The sequence below is a fragment of the Streptomyces sp. NPDC048370 genome (genome assembly GCF_043200825.1).
Lineage (GTDB): Bacteria > Actinomycetota > Actinomycetes > Streptomycetales > Streptomycetaceae > Streptomyces.
On record NZ_JBICYI010000008.1, the window covers coordinates 90477 to 114321 of the forward strand.

A 23845-nucleotide genomic window follows, 5' to 3' on the forward strand; every position below is an offset into this window, starting at 1 on the left:
ATTCTACGGAGCGCACGGCGAGCCGGGTCGCGCCAGGTCACCTCCCGGGCACCGCCCTGACATCGCCGGGAAGCACGGCCCTGGAGCACACCTCCCCGCCCCCGGGCCGTGCTCCGTTCCGCCCGACGTGTCCCAAAACACGAGGCGCCCCGCGCCACCCCGCCGTAAGCTCTCGACATGCAGGTGATCCAGTCCACGAAGCTCGCCAACGTCTGTTACGAAATCCGGGGCCCGGTGCTCGAAGAGGCGATGCGGCTGGAGGCTGCGGGTCATCGCATCCTCAAGCTGAACACCGGAAACCCGGCCGCCTTCGGCTTCGAGTGCCCGCCGGCGATCCTTGAGGACGTCCTGCGCAACCTCGCCGACGCGCACGGTTACGGCGACGCGAAGGGGCTGCTCTCCGCCCGCCGCGCGATCATGAGCCACTACGAGACCAAGGGCATCCCGCTCTCCGTCGAGGACATCTACCTCGGCAACGGCGTCTCCGAGCTGATCCAGATGTCGATGCAGGCGCTGCTCGACGACGGCGACGAGGTGCTCGTCCCTGCCCCCGACTACCCGCTGTGGACCGCCTCGGTCTCGCTGGCCGGCGGTACGGCCGTGCACTACCGCTGCGACGAGCAGTCGGACTGGATGCCGGACCTCGCCGACATCGAGCGGAAGATCACCGACCGCACCAAGGCGATCGTGATCATCAACCCGAACAACCCGACGGGCGCCGTCTACGACGACGAGATGCTCCGCTCCCTCACCGAGATCGCCCGCCGTCACAACCTGGTCGTCTGTTCGGACGAGATCTACGACAAGATCCTCTACGACGGCGCCACGCACACCCCCACGGCCGCCATCGCGCCCGATCTCCTCGTCCTCACCTTCAACGGGATGAGCAAGAACTACCGGGTGGCCGGCTTCCGCTCCGGCTGGCTCGCGGTCTGCGGCCCGAAGGCGCACGCCTCCTCGTACATCGAGGGGCTGACGATCCTGGCCAACATGCGGCTCTGCGCCAACATGCCCGCGCAGCACGCGGTGGCCGCCGCCCTGCAGGGCCGGCAGTCGATCGAGGACCTGGTGCTGCCGGGCGGGCGGCTCCTGGAGCAGCGGGACGTGGCGTACGACCTGCTGACGCAGATCCCGGGCGTGACCTGTGTGAAGCCGAAGGGCGCGCTGTACCTCTTCCCCCGGCTCGACCCGAGCGTCTACAAGGTCAAGGACGACCGTCAGATGGTCCTCGACCTGCTGCGGGCCGAGAAGATCATGGTGGTCCACGGCACCGGGTTCAACTGGCACGAGCCGGACCACTTCCGGATCGTCACGCTGCCGAACGCCACGGACCTGGCGGACGCGGTGACCCGCATCGGCACCTTCCTGGACGGCTACAGCCAGCCGTAACGACTCCAGCCTCGACCACACTCAACTTTAGATTGAATCCAAGCTAGGATGGCTCCAGACACTCAGGAGGCCATCCCATGTACGAACCGATCCGCACGAAGTCGGTCCACCGGATGGCCGACGACGACCAGAACGCGTACCCGCACCGCTCCCGCGAGGAGGAGCTGGACATCCAGCTCGCCGGACACCTCGCCGCCCTGCTCGCCGTCACGGACGAGCTCGGCGACACGGAGGCGGGCGATCTCATCGCCCGCCAGGTCGCACGCCTTCGCGGCGCGCCGCCGGCCAGGCACGCGGGACTGAGCGGCTCGAACACCCCGGCGCTCCACCAGCGCGCCCACGCCCTCGCGGGCCGCGCCCTGGTCGTCGCCGCCTCCCGGGCCGACACGGCCGCCGCGATCCTCGCCGCCGAGCGCATGGACGCCCACACCGTGGCGCTGACCGCGCCCGAGCAGCTGGTCAACACCCCCTGACGGCCCCGGTCCGCGTGCCGCAGAGGCGCGCGGCCCGGGCGCCACCCCTTCGACACGGCCCCGCTACGGCGTCGTTGACGCAGTGGGCGCAGGGGAGGCCGTGAACACCGCGTCCGCCACGGCGCACTCGACGGCACCATCACCGTCGACCGTCGTCGTGCCGACCGACACCGCCGTCGCCGTACCGCCGGGCTCCACGGCGTCGACGAACGCCGTGCCGCTCGCCAGGACGGCACCGTCCCCACGCGTGAAATCGACGGTCACGACATAGCTGCCCTTCGTCGCCGCCCGGCTCGTCACCCGCAGCTCCGCCACCGGCTTCCGCGTCTGCGGGTCCGTCCGGCAGAGCGAGACCGTCACGTCGTCCGACGGGAACCGCAGGTCCTTGTGGTTCTCCCCGTACGCGTGGATGAAGAGCCCCAGCATGCCCATCGGCAACAGCACCGCCGCCGCCCCCACCGCCACCAGCGCTACGATCGCCCAGCGCGGCATACCGCCACCCCCTCCCCAGAGGGCGATCACGGTACACGGGCGTCCGACGGTGTCGTGACCGCCGACTACCCCTTCACGCTGTTCACGGCGGCGGGCCCGGACGCCAAGCAGGCGGCCGCCCGCCTCACCGCCCACCTCCGCACCCCCGACGCCCAGCGGCTGATCACCCGGAGGACGCTGCGCCGCCCGGTCGTCCCGGGCGTGGAGCTCGCGAAGCCGCTCACCGCCGACCAGCGCGGCGCTGTACGCGGCGGGGGCGCTGATCGCCCCGCCCGAGCGGCCTCCGGTCCCGCCGTTCCCGAACGCGGAGGAGCAACTCGACGCCCTCCGCGCGGACTTCGCGACCCTGCGCACGTACCTCGCCGAGGTCGAGCTCACCCGCTATCCGGAGGAACGCGGCAGGTCCTGACGGACAGTGCAGTCCCGTTCCACCCCACACCATCACGATCGGTTAAGTTCCGGCCATGACCACGAACCACTCTTCCACCCCGCCCTCCGCCTCCCGCCGCACGGTGCTCACCGCGCTCGCCGCCGCGGCCACGGTGGGCTCCCCGGTCCTCGCCCAACTGGCCTCCGCCGCGCCCGCGTACGCGGCGGGAGAGGTCGAGCACGCCTCGAACACCGCCCTGTACCAGGCGCTGGCCGGTCAGGAGGGCACCACCTTCAGCCGCCGGTTCCGCCGCCACGAGCAGTTCGACACCTCGATGACCACCGTCGCCCCGGTCCGGCGCACCGCGATCCTCGCGCTGCACGGCGGTGGCATCGAGATCGGCACCAGCGAACTCTGCCTGGGCATCGCCGGATACAGCCCGAGCGACGCCGCAGGCGCCCCGATCCTGCCGACCGTGCACGACTACTGGATGTTCGAGGGCCTGCTCTCCCAGGACAACAGGGACCTGCACGTCACCTCGAAGAACTGCGACGACCACGTCGCGCTGTCGACGGCGGCGAGCCACCTCAACGTCCTCAGCCTGCACGGCTGTCAGTTCGACCAGCTGAAGCTGCCCACGGGTACGTACCCCCCGACCGGCGACCGCCGGGTCGCCGTCGTCGGCGGCCTCAACAAGGCCTTCCGTACGGCCCTCGTGCAGGAACTGAACGCGGCGGGCTTCCCTGCGATCGACTCCCTCGCCCCCGCGTGGGCCACGCTCCTCGCGGACTTCAACGGCGACCACACCGCGAACCCCGCGAACAGGACGATGCTCGGCATGGGCGCGCAGCTGGAGCTCACGACCGAGCTGCGCAAGAGCCTCTTCACCGACCCCGACAGCCGGGGCGGCCGGGCGGGCACCTGGGACAGGAACGGCGAGTTCGTGAAGTTCCGCGACGCCTGCCGCCGGGCGATCGCCACCGTCGAGGCCGGTCAGCCGCTGCTCTGAGGCGGAGAACGCACCGGCCCCCGGAGCCGTGAGGGGGCTCCGGGGGCAGGTGTGCGTCGTGGCGGACCGTTCGTGACCCCACTGGTCAGGGCGGTGTTCGGGGCGACCCGCCACGAGTCTCGGGTCGTACCTCAGCGGGTACGGGGGCTCAGCCCAGGCGCTCGACCAGCGCGCGGTACTCGTCCCACAGCTCCTTCGGCGTGTGGTCGCCGAAGGTGTTCAGGTGCTCGGGGACCAGGGCGGCCTCCTCGCGCCAGACGTCACGGTCGACCTTGAGCAGGAACTCCAGGTCCTCCGCCGGCAGGTCAAGGCCCTCGGTGTCGAGCGCCTCCGCGGTCGGCAGGATGCCGATCGGGGTCTCGACGCCCTCGGCCTTGCCCTCCAGGCGCTCCACGATCCACTTCAGGACGCGGCTGTTCTCGCCGAAGCCGGGCCAGACGAACTTGCCGGCCTCGTTCTTGCGGAACCAGTTGACGTAGTAGATCTTCGGGAGCTTCGCGGCGTCCGCGTTGGCGCCGACCTTGATCCAGTGGGCCATGTAGTCGCCCATGTTGTAGCCGCAGAACGGCAGCATGGCGAACGGGTCGCGGCGCAGCTCGCCGACCTTGCCCTCGGCGGCGGCGGTCTTCTCGGAGGCGACGTTCGCGCCGAGGAAGACACCGTGCTGCCAGTTGAAGGACTCGGTGACCAGCGGGACGGCGGAGGCGCGGCGGCCGCCGAAGAGGATCGCCGAGATCGGCACGCCCTTCGGGTCCTCCCACTCCGGGGCGATGGTCGGGCACTGGCCGGCCGGGACGGTGAAGCGGGCGTTGGGGTGGGCGGCCGGGGTCTCGGACTCCGGCGTCCAGTCGTTGCCCTTCCAGTCGGTGAGGTGCTTGGGCAGCTCCTCGGTCATGCCCTCCCACCAGACGTCGCCGTCGTCGGTGAGCGCGACGTTGGTGAAGACGGAGTTGCCCCACAGGGTCTTCATGGCGTTGGCGTTGGTGTGCTCGCCGGTGCCGGGCGCGACGCCGAAGAAGCCGGCCTCGGGGTTGATCGCGTAGAGGCGACCGTCCTCGCCGAAGCGCATCCAGGCGATGTCGTCGCCGATGGTCTCGACCGTCCAGCCGGAGATCGTGGGCTCCAGCATGGCCAGGTTGGTCTTGCCACAGGCGGACGGGAACGCGGCGGCGACGTACTTCGACTCGCCCTGCGGCGGGGTCAGCTTCAGGACGAGCATGTGCTCGGCGAGCCAGCCCTCGTCACGCGCCATGACGGAGGCGATGCGCAGCGCGTAGCACTTCTTGCCGAGCAGGGCGTTGCCGCCGTAGCCGGAGCCGTACGACCAGATCTCGCGGCTCTCGGGGAAGTGCGAGATGTACTTGGTGGAGTTGCAGGGCCACGGCACGTCCTCCTGGCCCTCCGCCAGGGGCGCGCCGAGCGTGTGGACGGCCTTGACGAAGAAGCCGTCGGTGCCGAGCTCGTCGAGCACGGCCTGTCCCATGCGGGTCATGGTGCGCATGGAGGCGGCGACGTACGCGGAGTCGGTGATCTCGACGCCGATGGCGGAGAGCGGGGAGCCGACCGGGCCCATGCAGAAGGGCACGACGTACATGGTCCGGCCGCGCATGGAGCCGCGGAAGATGCCCTGCTCGCCCGCGAAGATGTCCTTCATCTCCGCCGGGGCCTTCCAGTGGTTGGTCGGGCCCGCGTCCTCCTCCTTCTCGGAGCAGATGAAGGTCCGGTCCTCGACGCGCGCGACGTCGGACGGGTCGGAGGCGGCGTAGTACGAGTTCGGGCGCAGCGTGGGGTCGAGCTTCTTGAACGTGCCCTTGGCGACGAGCTCCTCACACAGGCGCTCGTACTCGGCCTCGGATCCGTCGCACCAGACGATGCGGTCCGGCTGCGTGATCTCGGCGATCTCGTTCACCCAGGCGACCAGTTCCTGGTGCTGGGTGGGGACGGCGGTGGTGGGAGCCGCGTTGTCGCGCGCCACGATTGCTCCTTGATGAGGGGTTTTTAGATGTCTGCCCCGTGGGGGCTGCGACCCGGATGCGTCGTAGCTGCTCATCCGGTGCCGACCACACTCATTTGATCATCCGACGCATGCGCCCATATGTCCAGAGGGCCGCACACGTGAGCATCGCCACTCCCGTCCGGGACCTACGGGTGCGTAGGTAGCATTCGTCTCATGACTTCCGCCATGCCGTCGGTGAACGAGATCGAGCAGTTCGTGAAACCGCGGCTCAGAGGCTGGCTGCACGCCGGGATGTTCCCCGCGGTGATCATCGCGGGCCTCGTCCTCGTCGCCCTCGCCGACTCGCCCCGCGCCCGGATCGCCTGCGGCGTGTACGTCATCACCGCCTGCCTGCTCTTCGGCATCAGCGCGCTCTACCACCGGGGCACCTGGGGACCGCGCGGCGAGGCGATCCTGCGGCGCCTGGATCACGCCAACATCTTCCTGATCATCGCGGGCACCTACACCCCGCTGACCCTGCTGCTCCTGCCCGACTCGACCGGGCGTCCGCTCATGTGGGCCGTCTGGATCGCCGCGGCGGCCGGCATCGCCTTCCGGGTCTTCTGGGTCGGCGCCCCTCGCTGGCTGTACACGCCCTGCTACATCGCGATGGGCTGGGCGGCCGTCTTCTTCCTGCCCGACTTCATGCGGGCCGGCGGCATCGCCGTCCTCGTCCTCGTGATCGTCGGCGGACTGCTCTACAGCGCGGGCGGGGTCATCTACGGCATCAAGCGCCCGAACCCGTCCCCCCGCTGGTTCGGCTTCCACGAGGTCTTCCACTCCCTCACCCTCGCGGCCTTCATCGTCCACTACGTGGGCATCTCGCTGGTCGCCTACAACGCCTAGGACAGGCCCTGGACACGCCCTAGGGGGTGTCCCCGCCCCCCAGCGCGCCCCTGACCACCTCGCCGGACTCCGGATTGTCCGCGCACCCCCACACCCCGTGGGGGCAGTAGTCCGTGAACGTCTGGTAGACCGGCCGGTGCCGCGCGAACCAGTCGAGCATCCCGCGGACATACACCGGGTTGTCCCCGTTGCGGAAGAGCCCCCACTCCGGATACGAGACGGGCTTGCCGTGCGCCGCCGCGAACGCCACGTGGTGCGCGAGCCCGAACTCCTCCGTCACCTGCTCCTCGAATCCGAGCCCCTCCGGCTGGTCGTAGGCGTCGAGCCCGATGATGTCGACGTACGCGTCGCCCGGGTAGCAGCGCGGCCACTCCACGGCGTCCCGCCCCCGGCTCGCCGTGAAGTCGAAGCGGAACCGCTGCCCCGGCACGTCCCGCAGCACGCCCACGACCCGCTTCCAGTACGCCTTCCAGGCCTCGGGGTCAGGACCGCAGCGATGGCTGTAGGTGGTGCCGTTCATCTCCCAGCCCAGGACCAGGACCGCGTCGGGGAGCCGATGCGCGACGAGCCGCTCCCCCAGCGCGCGGAAGTGACCGTCGTACGCCCCCGCCGCCCCGCGCCGCAGCCCCGCCCGTACCTCCGCGTCCGGCAGCCCCTCCTCGCTGCGGTCGAGCAGCGGCACGTTCAGGACGAAGAGCCGCCCGGGCCTCTCCTCCTTCCACCGCGCCCACGGCTCGAAGAGCTCCGGATGGCCCTCGATGTTCGACCACCGGTCGCCGGGGAGGTAGGTGTGCCCGACATCCAGCGACCCGCCGCCGAGCCAGCGCTGCACATCCGCGATCCGCGCCACCCCGGCCGCGTCGGAGCCGGTGAAGAACCCGGAGGGAACGTTCAACCGCTCCGGAACGGCCTCCGGGACGGGCGCCGGCGCGGGTCCTGGCCCCCCGGTCGAGAGGCGGCCGGGAGGCAGGACGACGAGCGCGAGAACGGCCGCGAGCAGCACGGTCAGTGCGGCCCGCGGCCAGGAGAGGAGGGTCACGTCAACTGGTCCAGAAGTCCCACCAGCGCGTCAGGATCAGCATGCCGATGATCCCGATGTGCAGCACCGGCAGGGCGAAGGTGAACTCCTCGAAGAACCCCTTCACGGCGGCGGGCGCCGGCAGCACACCCGTACGGACGTTGTGCGAGGTCACGTACCAGAACATGACGAGGGTGGCGACCCAGGCGAGGCAGCACCAGAGGCAGAGCGCGTTGATCTCGTACAGCGACTGGTACATCAGCCAGGTGCAGAACCCGACACCGAACAGCATCCCGGCGTTGAGCCCGAGCCAGAACCAGCCCCGGTGGCGGGCCCCGGCGAGCACCCCCGCCCCGATCGCGACGACCATCGCGTACGTCACGAGACCGAGCATCGGGTTCGGGAAGCCGAACACCGCCGCCTGCTCGCTCTTCATGATGTTGCCGCAGGACACGACCGGGTTGAGGCTGCAGCCCGGCTGGAACTTCGGGTCCTCCAGGAGCTTGAACTTGTCGAGCGTGATCACCCAGCCGGCCAGCACACCGGCCGCGCCGGTGATCACCAGGAGCAGGCCGAGCGCCCGGCTCGCACCGACCGTCCCGTCCGTCCCGACCGCCTCCGGCGACGCGTCCTGACGCTGCCCCGGCACTCCGCCCCGTACGTTCACCGTCGCCATGCCGCCACCCCCTCCTCTCCTTCGCTCTCCGCTCAGCCCAGCAGGCTGCGCACCGGCAGCAGGACGTGCGCGGCGGCCGCCACGACCTGGTCGTCGGTGACGAAGGACTTCAGCTTCTCCTCGGTGACCGCCTCACCGGGCACGGCGTCCGGCCAGGGGCGGACCGAGACGATCAGGTAGGCGTGCCCGTTCTCCTTGACGGCCGCCTCCCACTCCGCGGGCACCGGGCACTGCGCCTTCATGAACGGCAGCGTGAGCACCGCCCGCTGCGCCTCGACGAGCAGATGGGCGCCGGTCCCGCGCTCCTGCGAGGCGTCGACGACCCGGTCCCCGACCGGCAGGCCCATGCCCTCGAGGGCGGCCCGCATCGCTTCCTCTCCGGCCTCGGGGCCGTCACGGCCGTCCCCGAGCGAATACACCATCAGAAAGGGGGTGACGGGAGTGTCGGCGGTGGGACCGATGGTCCACGGAACGACGGTGAGCGTTCCCAGCGGATTGTCGCTGCGCGCCGCGGAAACGACGTTTGGAGTGGTCATGCATCCGGATGCTAGTGGTCCAATGACCGCCGACCCGCGCCGAATTCACTCGATCGGCCGACAATCCCCCCGCTGGCATTTCGCTCGCAACCAAGTCGGGATTCCATCGTTGTGCCCTGAGGGCATTCTCCGACCGCTTGGAGACCACTCATGATCGTCCCGCGCCGCGTCGCACTGCGGTCACTTTTCACCGTGGCCGTCGCCGCCTTCACCGGCGGCACGCTGGCCCGCATCGCCACCACTCCGCGCGAGGGGTCCGCCCGCGCCGCCTCGGACGCGTCCGTCGAATCCTTCGACTCCTTCGAGCCCTTCGACGAGATGTACCGAGGGCGGCACATCAGAGGTCTGGTGGGCCCCTCCGGCGAGCCCCTCGTCCTCGTCGACGGCCGGCCGCTCCATGTGATGCGCCGCGCCGACGGCGGCTTTCTCACCCCCATCGACCACTACGAATCCCATGCGACGCCGCTGGCGGCCACCCGCGCGGCCGTGGACGAGTCGGGGTCCGCCCCGCTGACCCGCTACGCCGCCGCCCACGGCGACCATCCGGGAGGGAGCCCGCGTGGCCTACACACGTAAGAACCAGCGCGACCTTACGAGCGGCGAGCGGAGGAAGTTCGTCTCCGCCGTCCTGGAGCTCAAGCGCCGCGGCGGGTACGACGAGTTCGTCCGTACGCACATCGACTACTACGTCGCCGACGGGGACGACCGCCTCCGCGTCGCCCACATGACCCCCAGCTTCCTGCCCTGGCACCGCAAGTTCCTGCTGGAGTTCGAGCGCGCGCTGCGTGGGATCGACCCGACCGTCACCGTCCCGTACTGGGACTGGACCCGGGACAACACCCCGGCCGCCTCCCTGTGGAGCGAGGACTTCATGGGCGGCAACGGCCGCCGCGACGACCTCCAGGTGATGACCGGCCCCTTCGCCTACGCGGGCGGACGCTGGACGGTCAAGCACGGCATGACCGAGGGCAAGTTCCTGACCAGGGACTTCGGCCGCCCCCAGGACCCGATCACGCTGCCGACGAAGGCGCAGCTGGACGTGGTGATGCGGGAGACGGTGTACGACGTGGAGCCGTGGAACTCCACGAGCCGGTCGGGGTTCCGCAACGCGCTGGAGGGCTGGGCCCCAGGCCGGGGCAACGAGCGCTTCCGGATCCACAACCGCGTGCACCGCTGGGTCGGCGGCCTGATGCTCGGCGGCGCCTCCGTCAACGATCCGGTCTTCTGGCTCCACCACTCCTTCGTCGACCTGCTCTGGTCCCGCTGGCAGGCCCGCAACCCCAAGGCCGGCTATCTCCCGACCGAGCCTCCGCAGCTGGGCGAGTCGCAGTACCGCCGGATCGCGGCCCGCGACGAGAAGATGGGGCCCTGGGGCGTCACGCCCGCCTCGATGCTCGACCACAGCGCGCTCTACCGGTACGCATGACGCAGACGTCCCCCCGGCCGACGGGCCGGGGGGACGTCAGGACGTGACCGGGGGTCAGCCGCCGTAACCGCCGTCACCGTGACCGTCGACGTTCGCGCAGGTGTTGCCGAACGCCGGGTTGATCAGGCCGATGACCGTGACGGTGTTGCCGCACAGGTTGATCGGGATGTGGACCGGGACCTGGACGGCGTTGCCCGAGGCGACACCGGGCGAGTGGGCGGCGACGCCATGGGCGCCCGAGTCGGCGACGGCCAGGCCGGCTCCGCTGAGGGCAACGGCACCCGTGCCGGCGAGAACAGCGGCAGCCTTCGCGATGCGAGACATCAAGAACTCCTTGGACGTGGAAAGGCGACCGCGAGAATCACGGCCGACATTCCCGTTCAACGCCGAAATGGCGTACGGGTCACGGCCTTTAGGCCGGACGGGACGAATGAGTGAGGGAAGGCCCGCAGAACCGGTGGGCCGCCCGCCGTCGGATACGACGGGGCGAACCCGGGAACTGCGGGCCACGGCCATGCGACCAGCCTTCAGTTGTAACGAGCAACGACCCCTCGGGTGGCGGGGAAGAATCGTGTCTTCACCCGCCGGGTCATTGGTCGTACAAACGAACGCGGTCAGGCCGTCGGCTGCGCCAGACCCAACTGCGAGTCCAGCGCTCCGCGCAGTGCCGGAGCGACGACGCCGACCTGCGGCACGGCGAGGTCCGGCAGGCCGAGCCGGTCACCGCGCGGTGCGACGACCGGGTTGCCGACCGTGGCACCGGGGGTGGAGGCCGCCATCTCCGAACGCGGGGTGGCGAACAGCGCCTTGCCCGGCTCGCTTCCTTCGACGACCTCGGGCAGCTGCGCCGCGAGGACGGTCTTCGGGAGCGTGCTGGTGAACGGCACCGTGGGCAGGCTGACGTCCGGCAGAAGCCCGGACTGCCCCTGCTGGAAGCCGGTCGGGCCTCCCGGCACGGGCAGGGGAACGCCCGTGGCCACCGTGGGGGCGTCCATCGGGATCACCGGCTCAAGTCCCTGGAGCGGGACGACGACCGGCGCGTCGGCGGCGACGGCGGGGGAGGCCATGGCCGCGGAGGCGAGAGCGGTCATGAGGATTCCCATGCCGGCGTGAGAGCGCAGATTCATGACTGCGTAGGCCCTTCAGAGCAGGTGTCGACGGTACTGGGGTACTGCGCCCTGAGAACGAGCCCGACGGAGGGAACGTCGCTAAATTCGCCTGTGTGCAGCAACGCCGAAGACCCCCACAGGTGAGAGTGGGGGCCTTCGTTGACGCATCGTCAGTACGGAGCGTCAGTCCTGGCGCTCGCCCGTCCGTCCGCGCCCGGCGCGGACGACGCGCCCCGCGCGGAGGTAGAGGACGGTGCCGCCGACGAGCAGCGCGGCACTGACGGCCGCCGCACCCATCGTCGAGGCGTCGCTACCGGTCTCGGGCAGCTGCGGCTTGTCGGGCTCGTCCGGGGACGTGGGCGGAGTCGTCGGAGTCGTCGGAGTCGTGGGCTCCTCCGGCTGCTCCGGCTCCTCCGGGTACGTCGGCTCGTCCGGCTCGTCGGGAGAAGTCGGCGGAGTCGTGGGAGTGGTGGGCTCCTCGGGCTCCTCGGGCTCGTCCGGCTCCTCCGGATACGTCGGCGGAGTGGTCGGAGTCGTGGGCTCCTCCGGCTCCTCCGGATACGTCGGCGGAGTGGTCGGAGTCGTGGGCTCACCGGGGTTTCCCGGGTGCTCCGGGACATCGGGGTTGTCCGGGTTCCCGGGCTGGTCCGGGTTACCGGGGTTCTCCGGGTGATCGGGGTTCTCGGGGTGGTCCGGGTGATCGGGGTTCTCGGGGTGGTCCGGGTTCCCGGGGTTCTCCGGCTGCCCGGGATTCTCCGGGTGATCGGGGTTCCCAGGCTGGTCCGGGTTCTCCGGCTGCTCCGGATGGTCGGGGTTCTCCGGGTGGTCCGGATACTCCGGCTGGTCCGGGTGATTCGGCTGGTCCGGGTACTCCGGCGGCTTGGGGGTCTCGTCGTCGGGGCCTTCGCCGTCGCCGTAGCCACCGGGCTCGTCGTCGTCCGTCGTCGCGCAGACGTCGCCGGCCGCCTGTGCGGCGATCCCGGCGAGCTGCCCGGAATCGCCGCACAGGCTCTGGGGCAGGGGGACCTGAAGGTGCTGGCCCGTGCCGGGCTCCGGCGAAATGCCGCTACCACCGGGGGAGTTGGCCGCCATGGCGACGCCCCCGGTCAGCGACAGGATGCCCGTCGTGGCCGCGGCGGTGAAAAGCTTCCGGCTGATGATGGATCGCATACCGCTCTTCCTCTGGATAAAAGGAGAGACCGGAGGGGATCCCCCCTCGCTCCGACCGGCCTGTCCGCGCGCTCAGTGCGTCAGTCACTGACGGACTGGTTACGGAACGTCAGGCTCAGGGACACCGGGCAGCTGCGCCGCGGACCGCGACGCGAGAGCGAGCGCCGCCGTCCTCGATCTCTCCGAGCCGACCTTCCGTGGGGGGTCGGGCGAGAGCCTAGGGAGCGGACACTTCGGAAGCCGGGACCACACGGCAGCCGATCAGAAAATCATTCGATCAGCCGATCACTGTGGGCAGCGGCAGGCGCCCGGCGCGAACATCCGCCCGGGCCAGGCGGAGCGAGGGTTTCATCCAGGAGGGTCAGGACCGCGTGCGCGGTCCGCCGCGCCGGGGAAGTGCGCGGTGGGGTCGTGCTGCTGAGGCTGCGTCAGCCACCGACGGGAAGGCCGCCGAGCAGCGGGGCGCTCTGGGTCGTCTTGTTCAGCTGGTTCGCGGTGTCCCCCACGGTCTTGACGACGGAGCCGTCCGTGGTGCTGCTCAGCGCGTCCGTCTTCAGACCCTCACTGGCGAGCGTCGAGAGACCACCGTTCAGGCTGGTGGGGGTCATCGCCTCGGCGGCCATGGCGGGCGCGGCGGCACCCAGGGCCATCACAGAACCGGCGACGACCGCGGCAACCTTGGTGGGCTTCATGAATGGAGTCCTTCCTCTATCGCGTCAGTGTGCAAGCAAGTCGCTTGCCGTACAGGCCTCTTGGCCGATTCCTGTACGTCGTTCTGCCTTCTGTAACGAGAGGTGCGCGCCCCGGAAACTCCGGGAGAAGGGATTTCTGCTCACTGCACCCGAATGACTGGACGCGGTCCTATTTGCGGACCGGACAGCCGAACGCCGTGCCGTCCGGCGGGATGCCGGGCGGCACGGCGTGCATGGTGCGAGCGTGGCTACCTGACGGGCAGCGGCGGCTTGACCGGCAGCTCGGGGGCTGCGACCGGGGGCGCCACGGGAAGCTCGACGGGCGGGTCGACGGGCAGCTCGACGGGCGGGTCGACGGGCAGCTCGGGCACCTCGACCGGGAGCGTCGGCAGTGTCGGCAGGCCCGCGAGGTCCGGTGCGGGCAGCCCGCTGCCGAGCACCGTGGCGACGACCAGGTTGACCAGCGAGGTCAGGGTCGCGGTGACCTGCGGGACGACACCGGTGGCGTTGCCGGAGGTGACCGCGGCGAGCAGGCCGGCGACGGCCTTCTCGACGGTGGCGAGGGCGTCGGTGACGATGTCGGCCGGCGCGGCCTTCGCGGCCCGCCCACCACCGGCGGCGGCCGGGGTCTCGGGCAAGGGCGCCGGGGCGGTGTCCTTGACGGCGTCGAGGGCCGTCGTGATCTTGGTCTTGAGCGCCTCGGCGTCGGCGGCGGGGAGCTGACCGTCGTCGGCCTTGAGGGCCGCCGTGACGAGCTCGGTGACGGGCGTGGTCACCACGCCCATGTCATCCAGGGCCTCGGCCTGGGTGAGCAGCGCCGCGGCGTCCGGCAGGGGCGCCTGCGAGGTCACGGCGGATGTACGGGACGGGTGGTGTTCGTCGGCGATGGCGGGTCCCGCCATGCCGAGGGTGATGGCGGCGGATATCGCCAGGGCGGTGACGCGGCTCAGAGCCAGGGGACGCATATGTGTTCCTTTTCTGTATGCGTCGGACAACAACGTCACCACCGTGCGCAGCACACATAGCGCTCCGCAATGGGAGGACTACGGAGCGCCACCCCCTCCGTTCGGGTGAATCCGCTGCCCTGACCTGGTCCTCCGAGGGGCGCACGCCGTTGCACCGGACGGCGCACAAGGGTGCGTCCGAACGAGCAGAAGGCCGGCGCGCCGCCCCTTGAAGGGAGGGCGCGCCGGCCTCGGAAGGACCACGATCCGGCGTGCGAGATCAGGCGTTGACGCAGGTGTTGCCGAAGGCCGGGTTCAGGGCGCCGATGACGCTGACGGTGTTGCCGCACAGGTTGATCGGCACGTGGACCGGGACCTGGACGAGGTTGCCCGACAGGACACCCGGGGACTTCACGGCCGCGCCCTCGGCGCCGGCGTCGGCAGCGGCGACACCGGCGGCACCCGCGACGGACGCGGCGACACCCACGGACAGGACTACAGCCTTCGCGATACGGGACATGGAGAAGCGCTCCTCGATTGTTGACAGACGTCTGCATCTGAGTCGGCACGGACGGTTTCGCCCGGCTCCTTCAACAACGCGGCAGCAATTCATCGGTTGCTCTCCCGAACGGGTGACGTTCAACCGATCTTTGGGCCATAAGAGGGCCGTTCGAGCGTATGGCCGAGGCTTGGCGCAACACGCACAACGAGGAAACTGCCGAACAGATACGGGAGTTAGCGTTTGTGAGCATCTAATGCTTACTATCGCCCGGCGTCGGGGTTATAACGTTCCCGAACGTTGCTTCCGGTCCAGCCGCGCGGACAGCCTATTCGCACGGTCGACATCTCCCTCTCCCCCGGTCTTCACGGGTGTTCCCTTGCTTCTCTCATCAAAGCGGAGAACCTGTATGCGGAATTCAGCGGTTCGTGCTGTGCGCCGCGGCCTGTTGTGCGCCCTGTCGTGTGCGGCCCTGTCCGCCGCGCTGCCGGCCGCCGCCGCGCCCCAGCCCAAGGAAGCCCCCCGCGTTCCCTTCGCCCAGCGGTTCCAGGCCGTCCAGCACGGCGGGATCGTCCGCGCCGCCAACACCTCGGCCACGGCCGCCAAGGACGCCAAGAGCGCGGGAACGCGCAACGACGGATTCACCATCGGGTACGTCGACATCGACGACGACCCCAACACGTACAACTCCAGCAGCGCCGCGGTCCGGGTCCCCGAGGGCTCCCGCGTCAGCTACGCCCGGCTCTACTGGGGCGGGAACCTGCGGGTCGGCGAGCAGAAGCCGCACAAGGACAACGGCCGGGTCCTGATCGCCGAGCCCGGGGGCCAGTACAAGGCGGTCCTGGCCGACTCCACGATCGGCCACCGCACGGCGGACGGCGCCGATGCCTTCCAGGCCTCGGCGGACGTCACCGAACTCGTCCGCTCCGCCCGGAACGGGATGTGGACGGTGGCCCAGGTGAATGTGGCCATGGGCCGTTCGACGGTCGGCGGATGGGGTGGCTGGACCCTGGTCGTCGCGTACGAGAACGCGGCGGAACCGCTGCGCCGACTGGCCCTCTGGGACGGTTTCGAAACGGTCGGTCCGCGCACCGGCGCGCTGCGCGTCGGACTTGCGGAATCAGCTGTTCCGAAGGGTTCTTCGGGACAACTCGGAGTGGTCGCCTATGACGGTGACAGGGGCACTTCCGGGGATTACCTCGCGGTGGAAACGAGCCCGTCGAAGAGTGTCCTGCTCTCGGATTCCGCCAATTCCGCGAACGACGTGATGAACTCCAGCATCACCGATTTCGGCGCCGGTCGGATCGAACGACTTCCGGCTCATCAGAACACCCTGGGGTACGACTCCGACGTCTTCGATCTGGGGGGTGCGCTGCGCCATGGAGCCGACCGAATCCACGTCCGCTTCGGCGCCCGCAAGGACACCGTCTGGCTCGGAGCGCTCTTCCTCCAGGCGGACGTCCGGCGCTGACGTGCTGCCCTTCTCCGTTCTGCACGCGGTCCAGCCCGGTGACGGCGGGGTCGCGCGGGTCGTCGTCGACCTGGTCCGCGCCCAGCTCGGCGCGGGGCTGCGGGTCGCCGTCGCCTGCCCGCCGGGCACTCCGCTCGCCGAGGCCGTACGGGCCGAGGGCGCCGGTCTCTTCGACTGGCGGGCCGGGCGCGATCCCGGGCCCCGGCTGGTACGGGAGACCCGTGACCTCGCGGCCGTGATCCGTACGGTCCGCCCCGCCCTGGTCCACGCGCACAGTGCCAAGGCCGGGCTGTGCGCCCGACTCGCCGTGCGCGGGCGGATCGCGACGGTGTACCAGCCGCACGCCTGGTCCTTCGAGGCGGTCGACGGCACGGTCGGCGCGCTCGCCCGCCGCTGGGAGGTGTGGGCGGCTCGCTGGACGCACCGGATCCTCTGCGTCAGCGAGGCGGAGCGTCGTACCGGCGAGGCGGCGGGCGTGCGGGCTCCGTGGTCGGTCATCCACAACGGTGTCGACGTGGCGCGGTTCGCCCCGTCCGGCACCGACGAATCCGTGGACGAGGCCGGGCCCACCGTCGTCTGTGTCGGGCGGCTCTGCCGGCAGAAGGGGCAGGACGTCCTGCTCTCCGCCTGGCCCGCCGTCCTGCGACAGGTGCCCACCGCCCGGCTCGTACTGGTCGGCGACGGGCCCGACGGGGAGCGGCTGCGGGCCGCCGCTCCGCCGTCCGTGCGCTTCACCGGCAACGTCGACGACACCGCGCCCTGGTACCGGGCGGCCGATCTCGTCGTACTGCCGTCCCGTTGGGAGGGCATGGCGCTCGCGCCCCTGGAGGCCATGGCGAGCGGACGGCCCGTCGTGGTCAGCGATGTGGACGGGGCCCGGGAGAGCCTCCCGCCCGGCCACGAACCCCTGTGTCTGGTCCCGCCCGAGGACCCGGCCGCCCTCGCCACTGCCGTCGGCCGCCTGCTCGGCAGGCCGGAGCAGCGGCGAACCCTGGGCCGCGAGGCCCGTCAACACGTACTCAGCAGATTCGATGTGCGGCGCACCGGCGCGGCCGTCGCGGATGTCTACCGCGAGCTGGCCGGAGTGCGGTGCACCGAGCACAGAGAGCCGATTTCGCCGTGACTACGGAAAGCACCAGTGTTCCTCCTTCACCGGGCCCCTGGCCCTCGGCGGGTCGGGGCAAGCTCCCCGGACTCGCCTCCCTCGCGCCGCAGCGCGGCGGTTCGGACCGGCTCGCGCTGCCGCCGCGCCGCCCGGCGCCGCTGCGGTTCGCCGCCGTACCGCTGATCGCGGCCGACGGCCTTGCCGTGCTGCTCGCGGTCGGGCTGCTGCCCGAACCGCAGCGCGGGCTCAGCCTGTTCCTGCTGGTCGCCGCGTGCGTCCTGGCCCTGGACGCGCAGGCGGGGCTGCACCGGCCGGGCGGGGCCCGTGCCGCCGTACTGGACGAACTGCCCGCGCTCGCCGCGCGGGCCGGGGTCGCCTGGTGCGTGACGGCCGCCGCGGTCGCCGCGGTCGCCCCCGAGTTCGCCATCGGCCCGGGCGCACTCTGCACGGCGTACGCGACGCAGCTCGTCGCCGTCTGCCTGGCCCGCTCGGTGGTGCACGCCCACCGACGGCGTACGGCCCGGGCGCATCCGCGCTCCGCGCTCGTCGTCGGCGCGCCGGCCGCCGCCCGCACGTTCGCGGCGGCGCTCGCGCAGCACCCGGAGTACGGCATCCGGCCGGTCGGGATCGTCGGTTCGCGGCCGGACGGGGAGCCCGGGCTCCCGGTCCTCTCCTCGGCCGAGGAGATCCACCGCGCGGTCATCCAGAACACGGTGCGCGACGCGGTCTTCCTGACCGACGACACCAGCATGGTGACGCTCTTCCAGCACTACGGCTGCACCACCTGGCGGGTGGGCGGCGAGGGCCGCGACGGGGCGATGAGCGCCCACCTGTGGGGGTACGCCTGCCGGCGGGTGGTCCCGCTGGGCGAGCGGCCCGGGCTGACCGCGAAGCGCGCGCTCGACGTGGTCCTGGCCGCACCCGCGCTCGCGCTCGCCCTGCCGGTGCTGCTGCTGTGCGCGCTGGCGGTCCGGCTCTCCGACGGGCCCGGGGTGCTCTTCCGGCAGGAGCGGGTGGGGCAGAACGGGCGGCTGTTCACGCTGCTGAAGTTCCGTACGCTGCGCCCGGCCGACGAGACCGAGTCGGCGACCCGGTGGAGCGTCGCCAACGACCGGCGGATGAGCGCGGTCGGCGGCTTCCTGCGGAAGTCCTCGCTCGACGAGCTGCCGCAGCTGTGGAACGTCCTGCGCGGGGACATGAGCCTGGTCGGGCCACGGCCCGAACGGCCGTACTTCGTCGCGCAGTTCAGCCGGATCCACGCCGGCTACGCGGACCGGCACCGGATGCCGGTCGGGCTGACCGGTCTGGCGCAGGTGCACGGGCTGCGCGGTGACACGTCCATCGAGGACCGCTGCCGCTTCGACAACCACTACATCGACCACTGGTCGCTCTGGCAGGACGTCCGGATCCTGCTGCGGACCGCGGCGGGCCTGGTCCGGCCGGCGGGGAGCTGATGATGACGACGGCAGCGGCGACGACCGGGGTTCTGCCGGGAGCGGCCGGGATCGACGTACGGGACTTGGCGCGCCGGGCCGGGGCGCTGTCCCCGGTCCTGGCGGTGATCGCGCTGCTGCTCGTCCCCGGCGGGGGCGGCGCGGAGGGCGGCACGGGCGGTACGGGGACGATCGCGGACGCGGCGTCCGGGCTGCTGGTGCTGGTCTGCCTCGTGCGCGTGATGCGCAGCGGGGCGCGGCCGCTCAGCCGCGCGGCGGCGGTGGTGCTCGGGCTGCCGGTGCTCGGGATCTGCCTGGCGGCGATCACCTCGGGCGACCCGGCGGCGAGCCTGCCGGGCGTGGCCCGGTACGTGCAGATCTTCGTGCTCGTCCCCGCGGCCGTGCTGCTGATGATCCGCGACCGGCGGGACTTCGCCGTGGTCGCGTGGGCGCTGGTCGGTCTGGCGCTGCTGCAGGGCGCGGTCGGGGTCACGCAGTACCTGACGGGGACGGGCGCGTCGTACCAGGGCGAGGACATCCGGGCGGTCGGGACGTTCGGGCCGACGGACGTGATGGGGATGGCGACGGTCGTCTCGTACGGTCTCGTCATCGTCGTCGGGATCGCGCTGGGGAGCGGGCGGGGGCGGGCTCGGACCGCCGCCCTGGTCTGCGCGGGGCTGCTCTTCCTGCCGCTGGTGCTCTCCTTCAGCCGGGGCGCGTGGATCGCGACGGTCCTCGCGATCGCGATCCAGCTGGTGCTCTCGGGGCTGCGGCGGGCGGGGCGGGTGGCGCTCGTCGTCGGCGCGCTCGCGGTGGTCCTGGTCGGCGGGTTCGGGGTGGGCTCCGCGATGGTGAAGGAGCGGGTCGCCAGCATCACGCAGGTGGCGGGCGCCCCGGACCAGTCGGTGACGGACCGGTACACGATGTGGGCGGCGGCCGGGCAGATGTGGCGGTCCGATCCGCTGACCGGGGTGGGCCTGAAGGGCTTTCCCGCGTACCGCGACTCGCACGCCTCGCTCGCGCTGTCCTCGGGCAGCGACACCGCCGGGGCGGGCGCGGCCTTCCAGAAGCAGCCGCTGCTCTCCCCGCACAACATGTACCTGCTCGTGCTGAGCGAGCAGGGCCTCGTGGGGCTTCTCGCGCTCGCGGGGAGCTGGGTGGCGCTGCTCGTGGGCGCGGTGCGGCGGATGGGCCTCGTCGCGATCGGGCTGTTGTCGTGGCAGCTCATCGACTTCTTCTACGCGGACATCGGCGGCCCTTCGACGGTCCTGATGTCGGTCGTGCTCGGCCTCGCGGCCTGGTGGTCGTTGGCGGAGGTGAAGCGTGCGTGACCCGTGGGGCGGGGAGTCCGAGTCCACGGACCGGCTGCCGCCTCCGGAGCCCCCGGGGGAGCTCGGCGCGTCCGTGTGGGCGGACCCGTGGGCCCCGGGCGTGCGGCGCTGGGCGGGCACGACGGCCCAGGTCCCCCTCGGCGACTCCGGATCGGTGCGGGTCCCCGTGGGCCCGGCGCCCGCCGGTCCGCCCGCGTCCGTCGCGGCCGGGGGCGCCGCGCCCCCGGGCGGCGGGCTGCCGCCCCCCGTGGAGTACCCCGACGACTGGCGGCCGCGCGGCCGGCGGGGCGACGGCCCGGGGCGCGGGGCCACGGCCCCGAAGGCCCCCAAGGCCCCCGCGCCCGCCGCCGCCCCCGCCGCCGCGCGGACGCGGCACGGTGCGCCGAAGGCGGCCGGGGGCGGGGGGTTCCTGCGGCGGGCGGCCGCCGTGACGGCGGGGCTCACGGCCGCCGGGGCCGTACTGGGGCTCGTACGGGACCAGAGCCTGGCGCACTACTTCGGTGCCGGGGCCGAGACCGACGCGTTCCTCGTCGCCTGGACCGTGCCCGAGTTCGCCTCCACGCTCCTCATCGAGGACGCGATGGCGCTCATCCTCGTGCCCGCGTTCAGCCGCGCCCTGACCCGCAGGGGCGGCGCCGTCCGCGCCCTCGTACGCTCCACGCTGCCCCGGCTCGTGCTCGCCATGTCCGCGCTGGCCGGGGTCCTGATCCTCGGCGCGCCCCTCCTCGTCGCCGCGCTCGCGCCCGGGCTCCCCGACCCCCGACTCGCCGTCGACTGCACGCGGCTCACCGCGACCTGTGTGCTGACCTTCGCGCTCGCCGGCTACTGCTCCGCCGCCCTGCGCGCCCACGGCTCGTTCCTGCCACCGGCCGCCATCTACGTCGCGTACAACATCGGCATCATCGGCACGATCGTGGCGCTCCGCGAGCCCTTCGGCGTACGGGCCGCGGCCGCCGGGGTCGCCGTCGGCGGCGCGCTGATGGTGGCGGTCCAGGCGCCGTACCTGATCCGGGAGTTGCGCCGCCGGCCGGCCGTACCGCAGGGCGAGCGCGGCGGCGACGGACGGCTCCTCGTCCTCGGCCTGATCGCCCCCGTCATCGCCTTCACCGTCTCGCGCCAGTCGCAGATCCTCATCGAACGCTTCCTCGCCGCCCCGCTCCCCTCCGGCGCCATCTCGCATCTGAACTACGCGCAGAAGGTCGCGCAGATGCCGATGATCCTGTCGCTGATGCTGTGCACGGTCAGCTTCCCCGTCGTCGCCCGCGCCATGGCGGCCGGCGACGACGACGGCGCCCGGCGCCGCGTCGAGCGCGACCTGCTGCTCGCCGCCGTCGTCGTCCTCGTGGGCGCCTCTGTGGTCATCGCCGCGGCCCCGCAGATCGTCGAAGTCCTCTTCCAGCGCGGCGCCTTCGACGACAGCGACACGGCCGCGACCGCCGCCGTGATGCGCGTCTACGCGCTCGGGCTGCTCGGCCAGACCATGGTCGGCACCCTGGTCCGCTGTTACTTCTCCGCCGCCCGCCCCCTCTGGTTCCCGGCCGCCGCCATGGCCGTCGGTCTCGCCGCGACCGCCGTCGCCGGAGTCCTCGGCGCCGGGCTGTGGGGCGCCGTCGGCATCGCCGCCGCCAACGCCCTCGGGATCACCCTGACCGCCGTACTCATGCTGCTCGGCGCCCACCGCCAGGCCATCCCGGTCCGGATCCGCTACCTCGGCGAGGGGCTGCTGCGGCTCGCGACCGCCGCCGCCTGGGCCACCGCCGCCGGCTGGCTCTGCTCGGTCCTGATCACCCCCGCGCTCCTCTCCCTCGCCGTCGCGGCCGTGGTCTGCGTCGGCGTCTTCCTGCTCTTCATCGCCTGCGCCGCCCGTGCGCCGGACATCCCACCCCTCACCCGCACCGCATCCCGAAGGCTCGCCCATGCCCGCTGCCACGGCGCCCCCCACCGCCGCGATCCGTCGACTGCTGCCGAAGCCACCCCCGTGGGTGGTGATGTACCACTCGATCGCCGACCCCACGGATGATCCGTACCGGGTGACGGTCTCCCCCGTACGGTTCGCCCGGCAGCTGCACTGGCTGCGCGACCGGGGGCTGCGCGGGGTCTCCGTCCGCGAGCTGCTCGCCGCGCGCGCCGAGGGCCGCGCGAAAGGGCTCGTCGGCCTCACCTTCGACGACGGATACGCCGACTTCGTCGAATCGGCGCTGCCGCTGCTGCGCCGCCACGACTTCACCGCCACCGTGTACGTCCTTCCCGGGCGGATCGGCGGCGAGAACGCCTGGGACGGCAACGGCCCGCGCAAACCGCTGCTGTCGGAGGACGGCATCCTGCGCGTCGCCGAGGCCGGGATGGAGATCGGTTCGCACGGCCTGCGGCACGTCTCGCTGCCCACGCTGGACGCGGAGACGCTCGCCCACGAGACCAGGCGCAGCCGGGAGCTCCTGGAGGAGATCACGGGCTCGACGGTGGACGGCTTCTGCTACCCGTACGGGGACGTCGACGACCGCGCGGTCAGGGCCGTACGGGAGGCCGGCTACCGCTACGGCTGCGCCATCGACCCCGGCCCGCTGACCTGCGCGCACGCGCTGCCCCGCGTCCACATCGGGGAGCAGGACACCTCCTTGCGGCTCACCGTCAAGCGGCTCCTGCACCCGCTGCGCCGCCGCCACCCGGACGACGTCGAACGCGTCGTCCTCCAGGAGACGTCATGAAGGTCCTGCACATCATCACCGGCCTCGGGATCGGCGGCGCCGAGCAGCAGCTGCGGCTGATGCTGCGTCACCTTCCGGTGCGCAGCGAGGTCGTCACGCTCACCAACCCCGGCCCGGTCGCCCGTGGCATCGAGTCCGACGGGTTCCCGGTCACCCATCTCGGCATGGCCGGGAACCGGGACCTCGGCGCGCTGCCCCGGCTTGCGGGAATCGTCCGCAGGGGCGGGTACGACCTCGTCCACACGCACCTGTACCGGGCGTGCGTGTACGGCAGGATGGCCGCCCGCCTCGGCGGGGTCCGTACGGTCCTCGCGACCGAACACTCCCTCGGCGACACCCAGATCGAGGGCCGCCCGCTCTCCGCCTCCACCCGCGCGCTCTACCTCGCGACCGAGCGTCTCGGCACGGCGACGGTCGCCGTCTCGCCCAGCGTCGCCCGCCGCCTGACGGCCTGGGGCGTGCCCGCCCCGCGCATCGAGGTGGTCCCCAACGGCATCGACCGGGCGCGGTTCGGCTTCGACGAGGACGCGCGCCGCATGACGCGGAAGCTGCTCGACCTGCCGGAGGACGCGTTCGTCGTCGGCGGGGTCGGCCGCCTCGCGCCGGGCAAGCGCTTCGACCGTCTCGTACGGGCGGTGGCGTCGGTGCCGGAGGCGCGGCTGCTGCTCGTCGGGGATGGCGGCGAGCGCGAGCGGCTGCTCGCCGTGGCCCGTGAGTGCGGGGCCGCCGACCGGGTGCTGCTGCCGGGCGCGTGCGAGGACCCGCCGCCGGCGGACTCCACGGGACCCGACCTGCCGTCGCTGCTCGCGGCGATGGACGTCTTCGTCTCCACCTCCCCCGACGAGACCTTCGGCCTCGCGGTCGTCGAGGCGCTGGCCGCCGGGCTCCCGGCGCTGTACGTGGCCTGCCCGGCGATCGACGACCTGGCGCCGGACGAGGCCCCGGGGGCCCGGCGGGTCGGCCGGTCCGTACCCGAACTGGTCTCCGCGCTGCGCGGCATCCGTGACGCCCGACTCGCCCGGCTGCCGCAGCCCGCCGCCGCGCGCCGCTACGACATCGCGCACAGCGCCCAGCAGTTGCTGTCCCTCTACGAACAGGCCGTCCACGGCACCCCTCCCCTCCCGAAGTGAGTCACCCGATGTCACCGATGAGCTC

24 protein-coding genes are annotated in these 23845 nt (G+C 72.0%); 13 read left to right on the forward strand and 11 right to left on the reverse strand.

The window, feature by feature from the left end; all coding sequences use genetic code 11:
• The first annotated feature begins 177 nt into the window (after positions 1-177).
• Entirely contained in the window at positions 178-1389 is a 1212-nt protein-coding gene (locus ACGFYP_RS19210) for a pyridoxal phosphate-dependent aminotransferase (protein WP_361968313.1), read from the forward strand.
• Positions 1390-1466: 77 nt separating this feature from the next.
• Positions 1467-1862 (forward strand): hypothetical protein, encoded by a 396-nt coding sequence (locus ACGFYP_RS19215; protein WP_361968311.1) that lies wholly within the window; start codon positions 1467-1469, stop codon positions 1860-1862.
• 63 nt (positions 1863-1925) lie between these two features.
• On the opposite strand, the gene ACGFYP_RS19220 is transcribed toward ACGFYP_RS19215, so the two are convergent.
• The gene (locus ACGFYP_RS19220) at positions 1926-2708 is read right to left on the reverse strand and encodes a hypothetical protein (protein WP_393494587.1); all 783 of its coding nucleotides are present in this window, start codon (positions 2706-2708) and stop codon (positions 1926-1928) included.
• Positions 2709-2818: 110 nt separating this feature from the next.
• On the opposite strand from ACGFYP_RS19220, the gene ACGFYP_RS19225 reads away from it, so the two are divergent.
• Positions 2819-3733 carry a poly-gamma-glutamate hydrolase family protein gene (locus ACGFYP_RS19225; protein ID WP_393494590.1) on the forward strand — a complete coding sequence of 305 codons (915 nt, stop codon included), beginning with the start codon at positions 2819-2821 and terminating at the stop codon, positions 3731-3733.
• 148 nt (positions 3734-3881) lie between these two features.
• Here ACGFYP_RS19225 and ACGFYP_RS19230 read toward each other — a convergent pair whose 3' ends face one another.
• A complete protein-coding gene (locus ACGFYP_RS19230; protein ID WP_393494593.1) occupies positions 3882-5708 on the reverse strand; it encodes a phosphoenolpyruvate carboxykinase (GTP) in 1827 nt (608 codons plus the stop codon).
• A gap of 195 nt (positions 5709-5903) precedes the next feature.
• Here ACGFYP_RS19230 and ACGFYP_RS19235 point away from each other — a divergent pair, with 195 nt between their 5' ends.
• Positions 5904-6575, forward strand: coding sequence for a hemolysin III family protein (locus ACGFYP_RS19235; RefSeq protein ID WP_393494596.1), 672 nt, complete (start codon positions 5904-5906; stop codon positions 6573-6575).
• A 19-nt stretch (positions 6576-6594) separates the two neighbouring features.
• Here ACGFYP_RS19235 and ACGFYP_RS19240 read toward each other — a convergent pair whose 3' ends face one another.
• From ACGFYP_RS19240 to ACGFYP_RS19250, 3 genes are read right to left on the reverse strand one after another with little or no spacing between them, the layout of a single operon-like run.
• A complete protein-coding gene (locus tag ACGFYP_RS19240) occupies positions 6595-7614 on the reverse strand; it encodes a glycoside hydrolase family 26 protein (protein ID WP_393494599.1) in 1020 nt (339 codons plus the stop codon).
• 1 nt (position 7615) lies between these two features.
• Positions 7616-8269, reverse strand: coding sequence for a vitamin K epoxide reductase family protein (locus ACGFYP_RS19245; RefSeq protein ID WP_393494602.1), 654 nt, complete (start codon positions 8267-8269; stop codon positions 7616-7618).
• 32 nt (positions 8270-8301) lie between these two features.
• Complete coding sequence (locus ACGFYP_RS19250; RefSeq protein WP_393494605.1) at positions 8302-8805, reverse strand: DUF5949 family protein; 504 nt, start codon at positions 8803-8805, stop codon at positions 8302-8304.
• A gap of 150 nt (positions 8806-8955) precedes the next feature.
• Between ACGFYP_RS19250 and ACGFYP_RS19255 the strand changes: the two genes are divergently transcribed.
• Both ACGFYP_RS19255 and ACGFYP_RS19260 read left to right on the forward strand, forming a co-directional pair.
• A complete protein-coding gene (locus ACGFYP_RS19255) occupies positions 8956-9381 on the forward strand; it encodes a tyrosinase family oxidase copper chaperone (RefSeq protein WP_393494608.1) in 426 nt (141 codons plus the stop codon).
• The gene (locus ACGFYP_RS19260) at positions 9365-10231 is read left to right on the forward strand and encodes a tyrosinase family protein (protein WP_361968287.1); all 867 of its coding nucleotides are present in this window, start codon (positions 9365-9367) and stop codon (positions 10229-10231) included. The genes ACGFYP_RS19255 and ACGFYP_RS19260 overlap by 17 nt, the downstream gene beginning before the upstream one ends.
• Before the next feature lie 54 nt (positions 10232-10285).
• On the opposite strand, the gene ACGFYP_RS19265 is transcribed toward ACGFYP_RS19260, so the two are convergent.
• The 6 genes from ACGFYP_RS19265 to ACGFYP_RS19290 form a co-directional block, all read right to left on the reverse strand.
• Positions 10286-10555, reverse strand: a complete 270-nt coding sequence (locus ACGFYP_RS19265; RefSeq protein ID WP_393494612.1) for a chaplin — start codon at positions 10553-10555, stop codon at positions 10286-10288.
• A 290-nt stretch (positions 10556-10845) separates the two neighbouring features.
• On the reverse strand, positions 10846-11322 hold the full coding sequence (locus ACGFYP_RS19270) for a hypothetical protein (protein WP_361968283.1): 477 nt from the start codon (positions 11320-11322) through the stop codon (positions 10846-10848).
• Between the two features lie 201 nt (positions 11323-11523).
• On the reverse strand, positions 11524-12510 hold the full coding sequence (locus tag ACGFYP_RS19275) for an LPXTG cell wall anchor domain-containing protein (protein WP_393494615.1): 987 nt from the start codon (positions 12508-12510) through the stop codon (positions 11524-11526).
• 428 nt (positions 12511-12938) lie between these two features.
• Complete coding sequence (locus ACGFYP_RS19280) at positions 12939-13202, reverse strand: hypothetical protein (RefSeq protein WP_361968279.1); 264 nt, start codon at positions 13200-13202, stop codon at positions 12939-12941.
• Between the two features lie 248 nt (positions 13203-13450).
• Positions 13451-14167, reverse strand: coding sequence for a hypothetical protein (locus ACGFYP_RS19285; RefSeq protein WP_393494618.1), 717 nt, complete (start codon positions 14165-14167; stop codon positions 13451-13453).
• A gap of 259 nt (positions 14168-14426) precedes the next feature.
• Positions 14427-14666: a chaplin gene (locus tag ACGFYP_RS19290; protein WP_361968275.1), complete on the reverse strand. Its 240-nt coding sequence runs from the start codon at positions 14664-14666 to the stop codon at positions 14427-14429.
• Positions 14667-15054: 388 nt separating this feature from the next.
• On the opposite strand from ACGFYP_RS19290, the gene ACGFYP_RS19295 reads away from it, so the two are divergent.
• The 7 genes from ACGFYP_RS19295 to ACGFYP_RS19325 are packed head-to-tail and all read left to right on the forward strand — an operon-like array spanning position 15055 to position 23820.
• Positions 15055-16116, forward strand: coding sequence for a DUF3344 domain-containing protein (locus ACGFYP_RS19295; RefSeq protein WP_393494622.1), 1062 nt, complete (start codon positions 15055-15057; stop codon positions 16114-16116).
• 1 nt (position 16117) lies between these two features.
• The gene (locus ACGFYP_RS19300) at positions 16118-17239 is read left to right on the forward strand and encodes a glycosyltransferase (RefSeq protein ID WP_393494625.1); all 1122 of its coding nucleotides are present in this window, start codon (positions 16118-16120) and stop codon (positions 17237-17239) included.
• On the forward strand, positions 17236-18675 hold the full coding sequence (locus ACGFYP_RS19305) for a sugar transferase (RefSeq protein WP_393494628.1): 1440 nt from the start codon (positions 17236-17238) through the stop codon (positions 18673-18675). Before ACGFYP_RS19300 ends, ACGFYP_RS19305 begins: the two co-directional genes overlap by 4 nt.
• A 2-nt stretch (positions 18676-18677) precedes the next feature.
• On the forward strand, positions 18678-19985 hold the full coding sequence (locus ACGFYP_RS19310; protein WP_393495062.1) for an O-antigen ligase family protein: 1308 nt from the start codon (positions 18678-18680) through the stop codon (positions 19983-19985).
• Positions 19978-22005: a lipid II flippase MurJ gene (locus ACGFYP_RS19315; RefSeq protein ID WP_393494631.1), complete on the forward strand. Its 2028-nt coding sequence runs from the start codon at positions 19978-19980 to the stop codon at positions 22003-22005. Before ACGFYP_RS19310 ends, ACGFYP_RS19315 begins: the two co-directional genes overlap by 8 nt.
• Positions 21902-22690, forward strand: coding sequence for a polysaccharide deacetylase family protein (locus ACGFYP_RS19320; RefSeq protein ID WP_393494634.1), 789 nt, complete (start codon positions 21902-21904; stop codon positions 22688-22690). Before ACGFYP_RS19315 ends, ACGFYP_RS19320 begins: the two co-directional genes overlap by 104 nt.
• The gene (locus ACGFYP_RS19325; protein ID WP_393494637.1) at positions 22687-23820 is read left to right on the forward strand and encodes a glycosyltransferase; all 1134 of its coding nucleotides are present in this window, start codon (positions 22687-22689) and stop codon (positions 23818-23820) included. The genes ACGFYP_RS19320 and ACGFYP_RS19325 overlap by 4 nt, the downstream gene beginning before the upstream one ends.
• Positions 23821-23845: the final 25 nt, after the last annotated feature.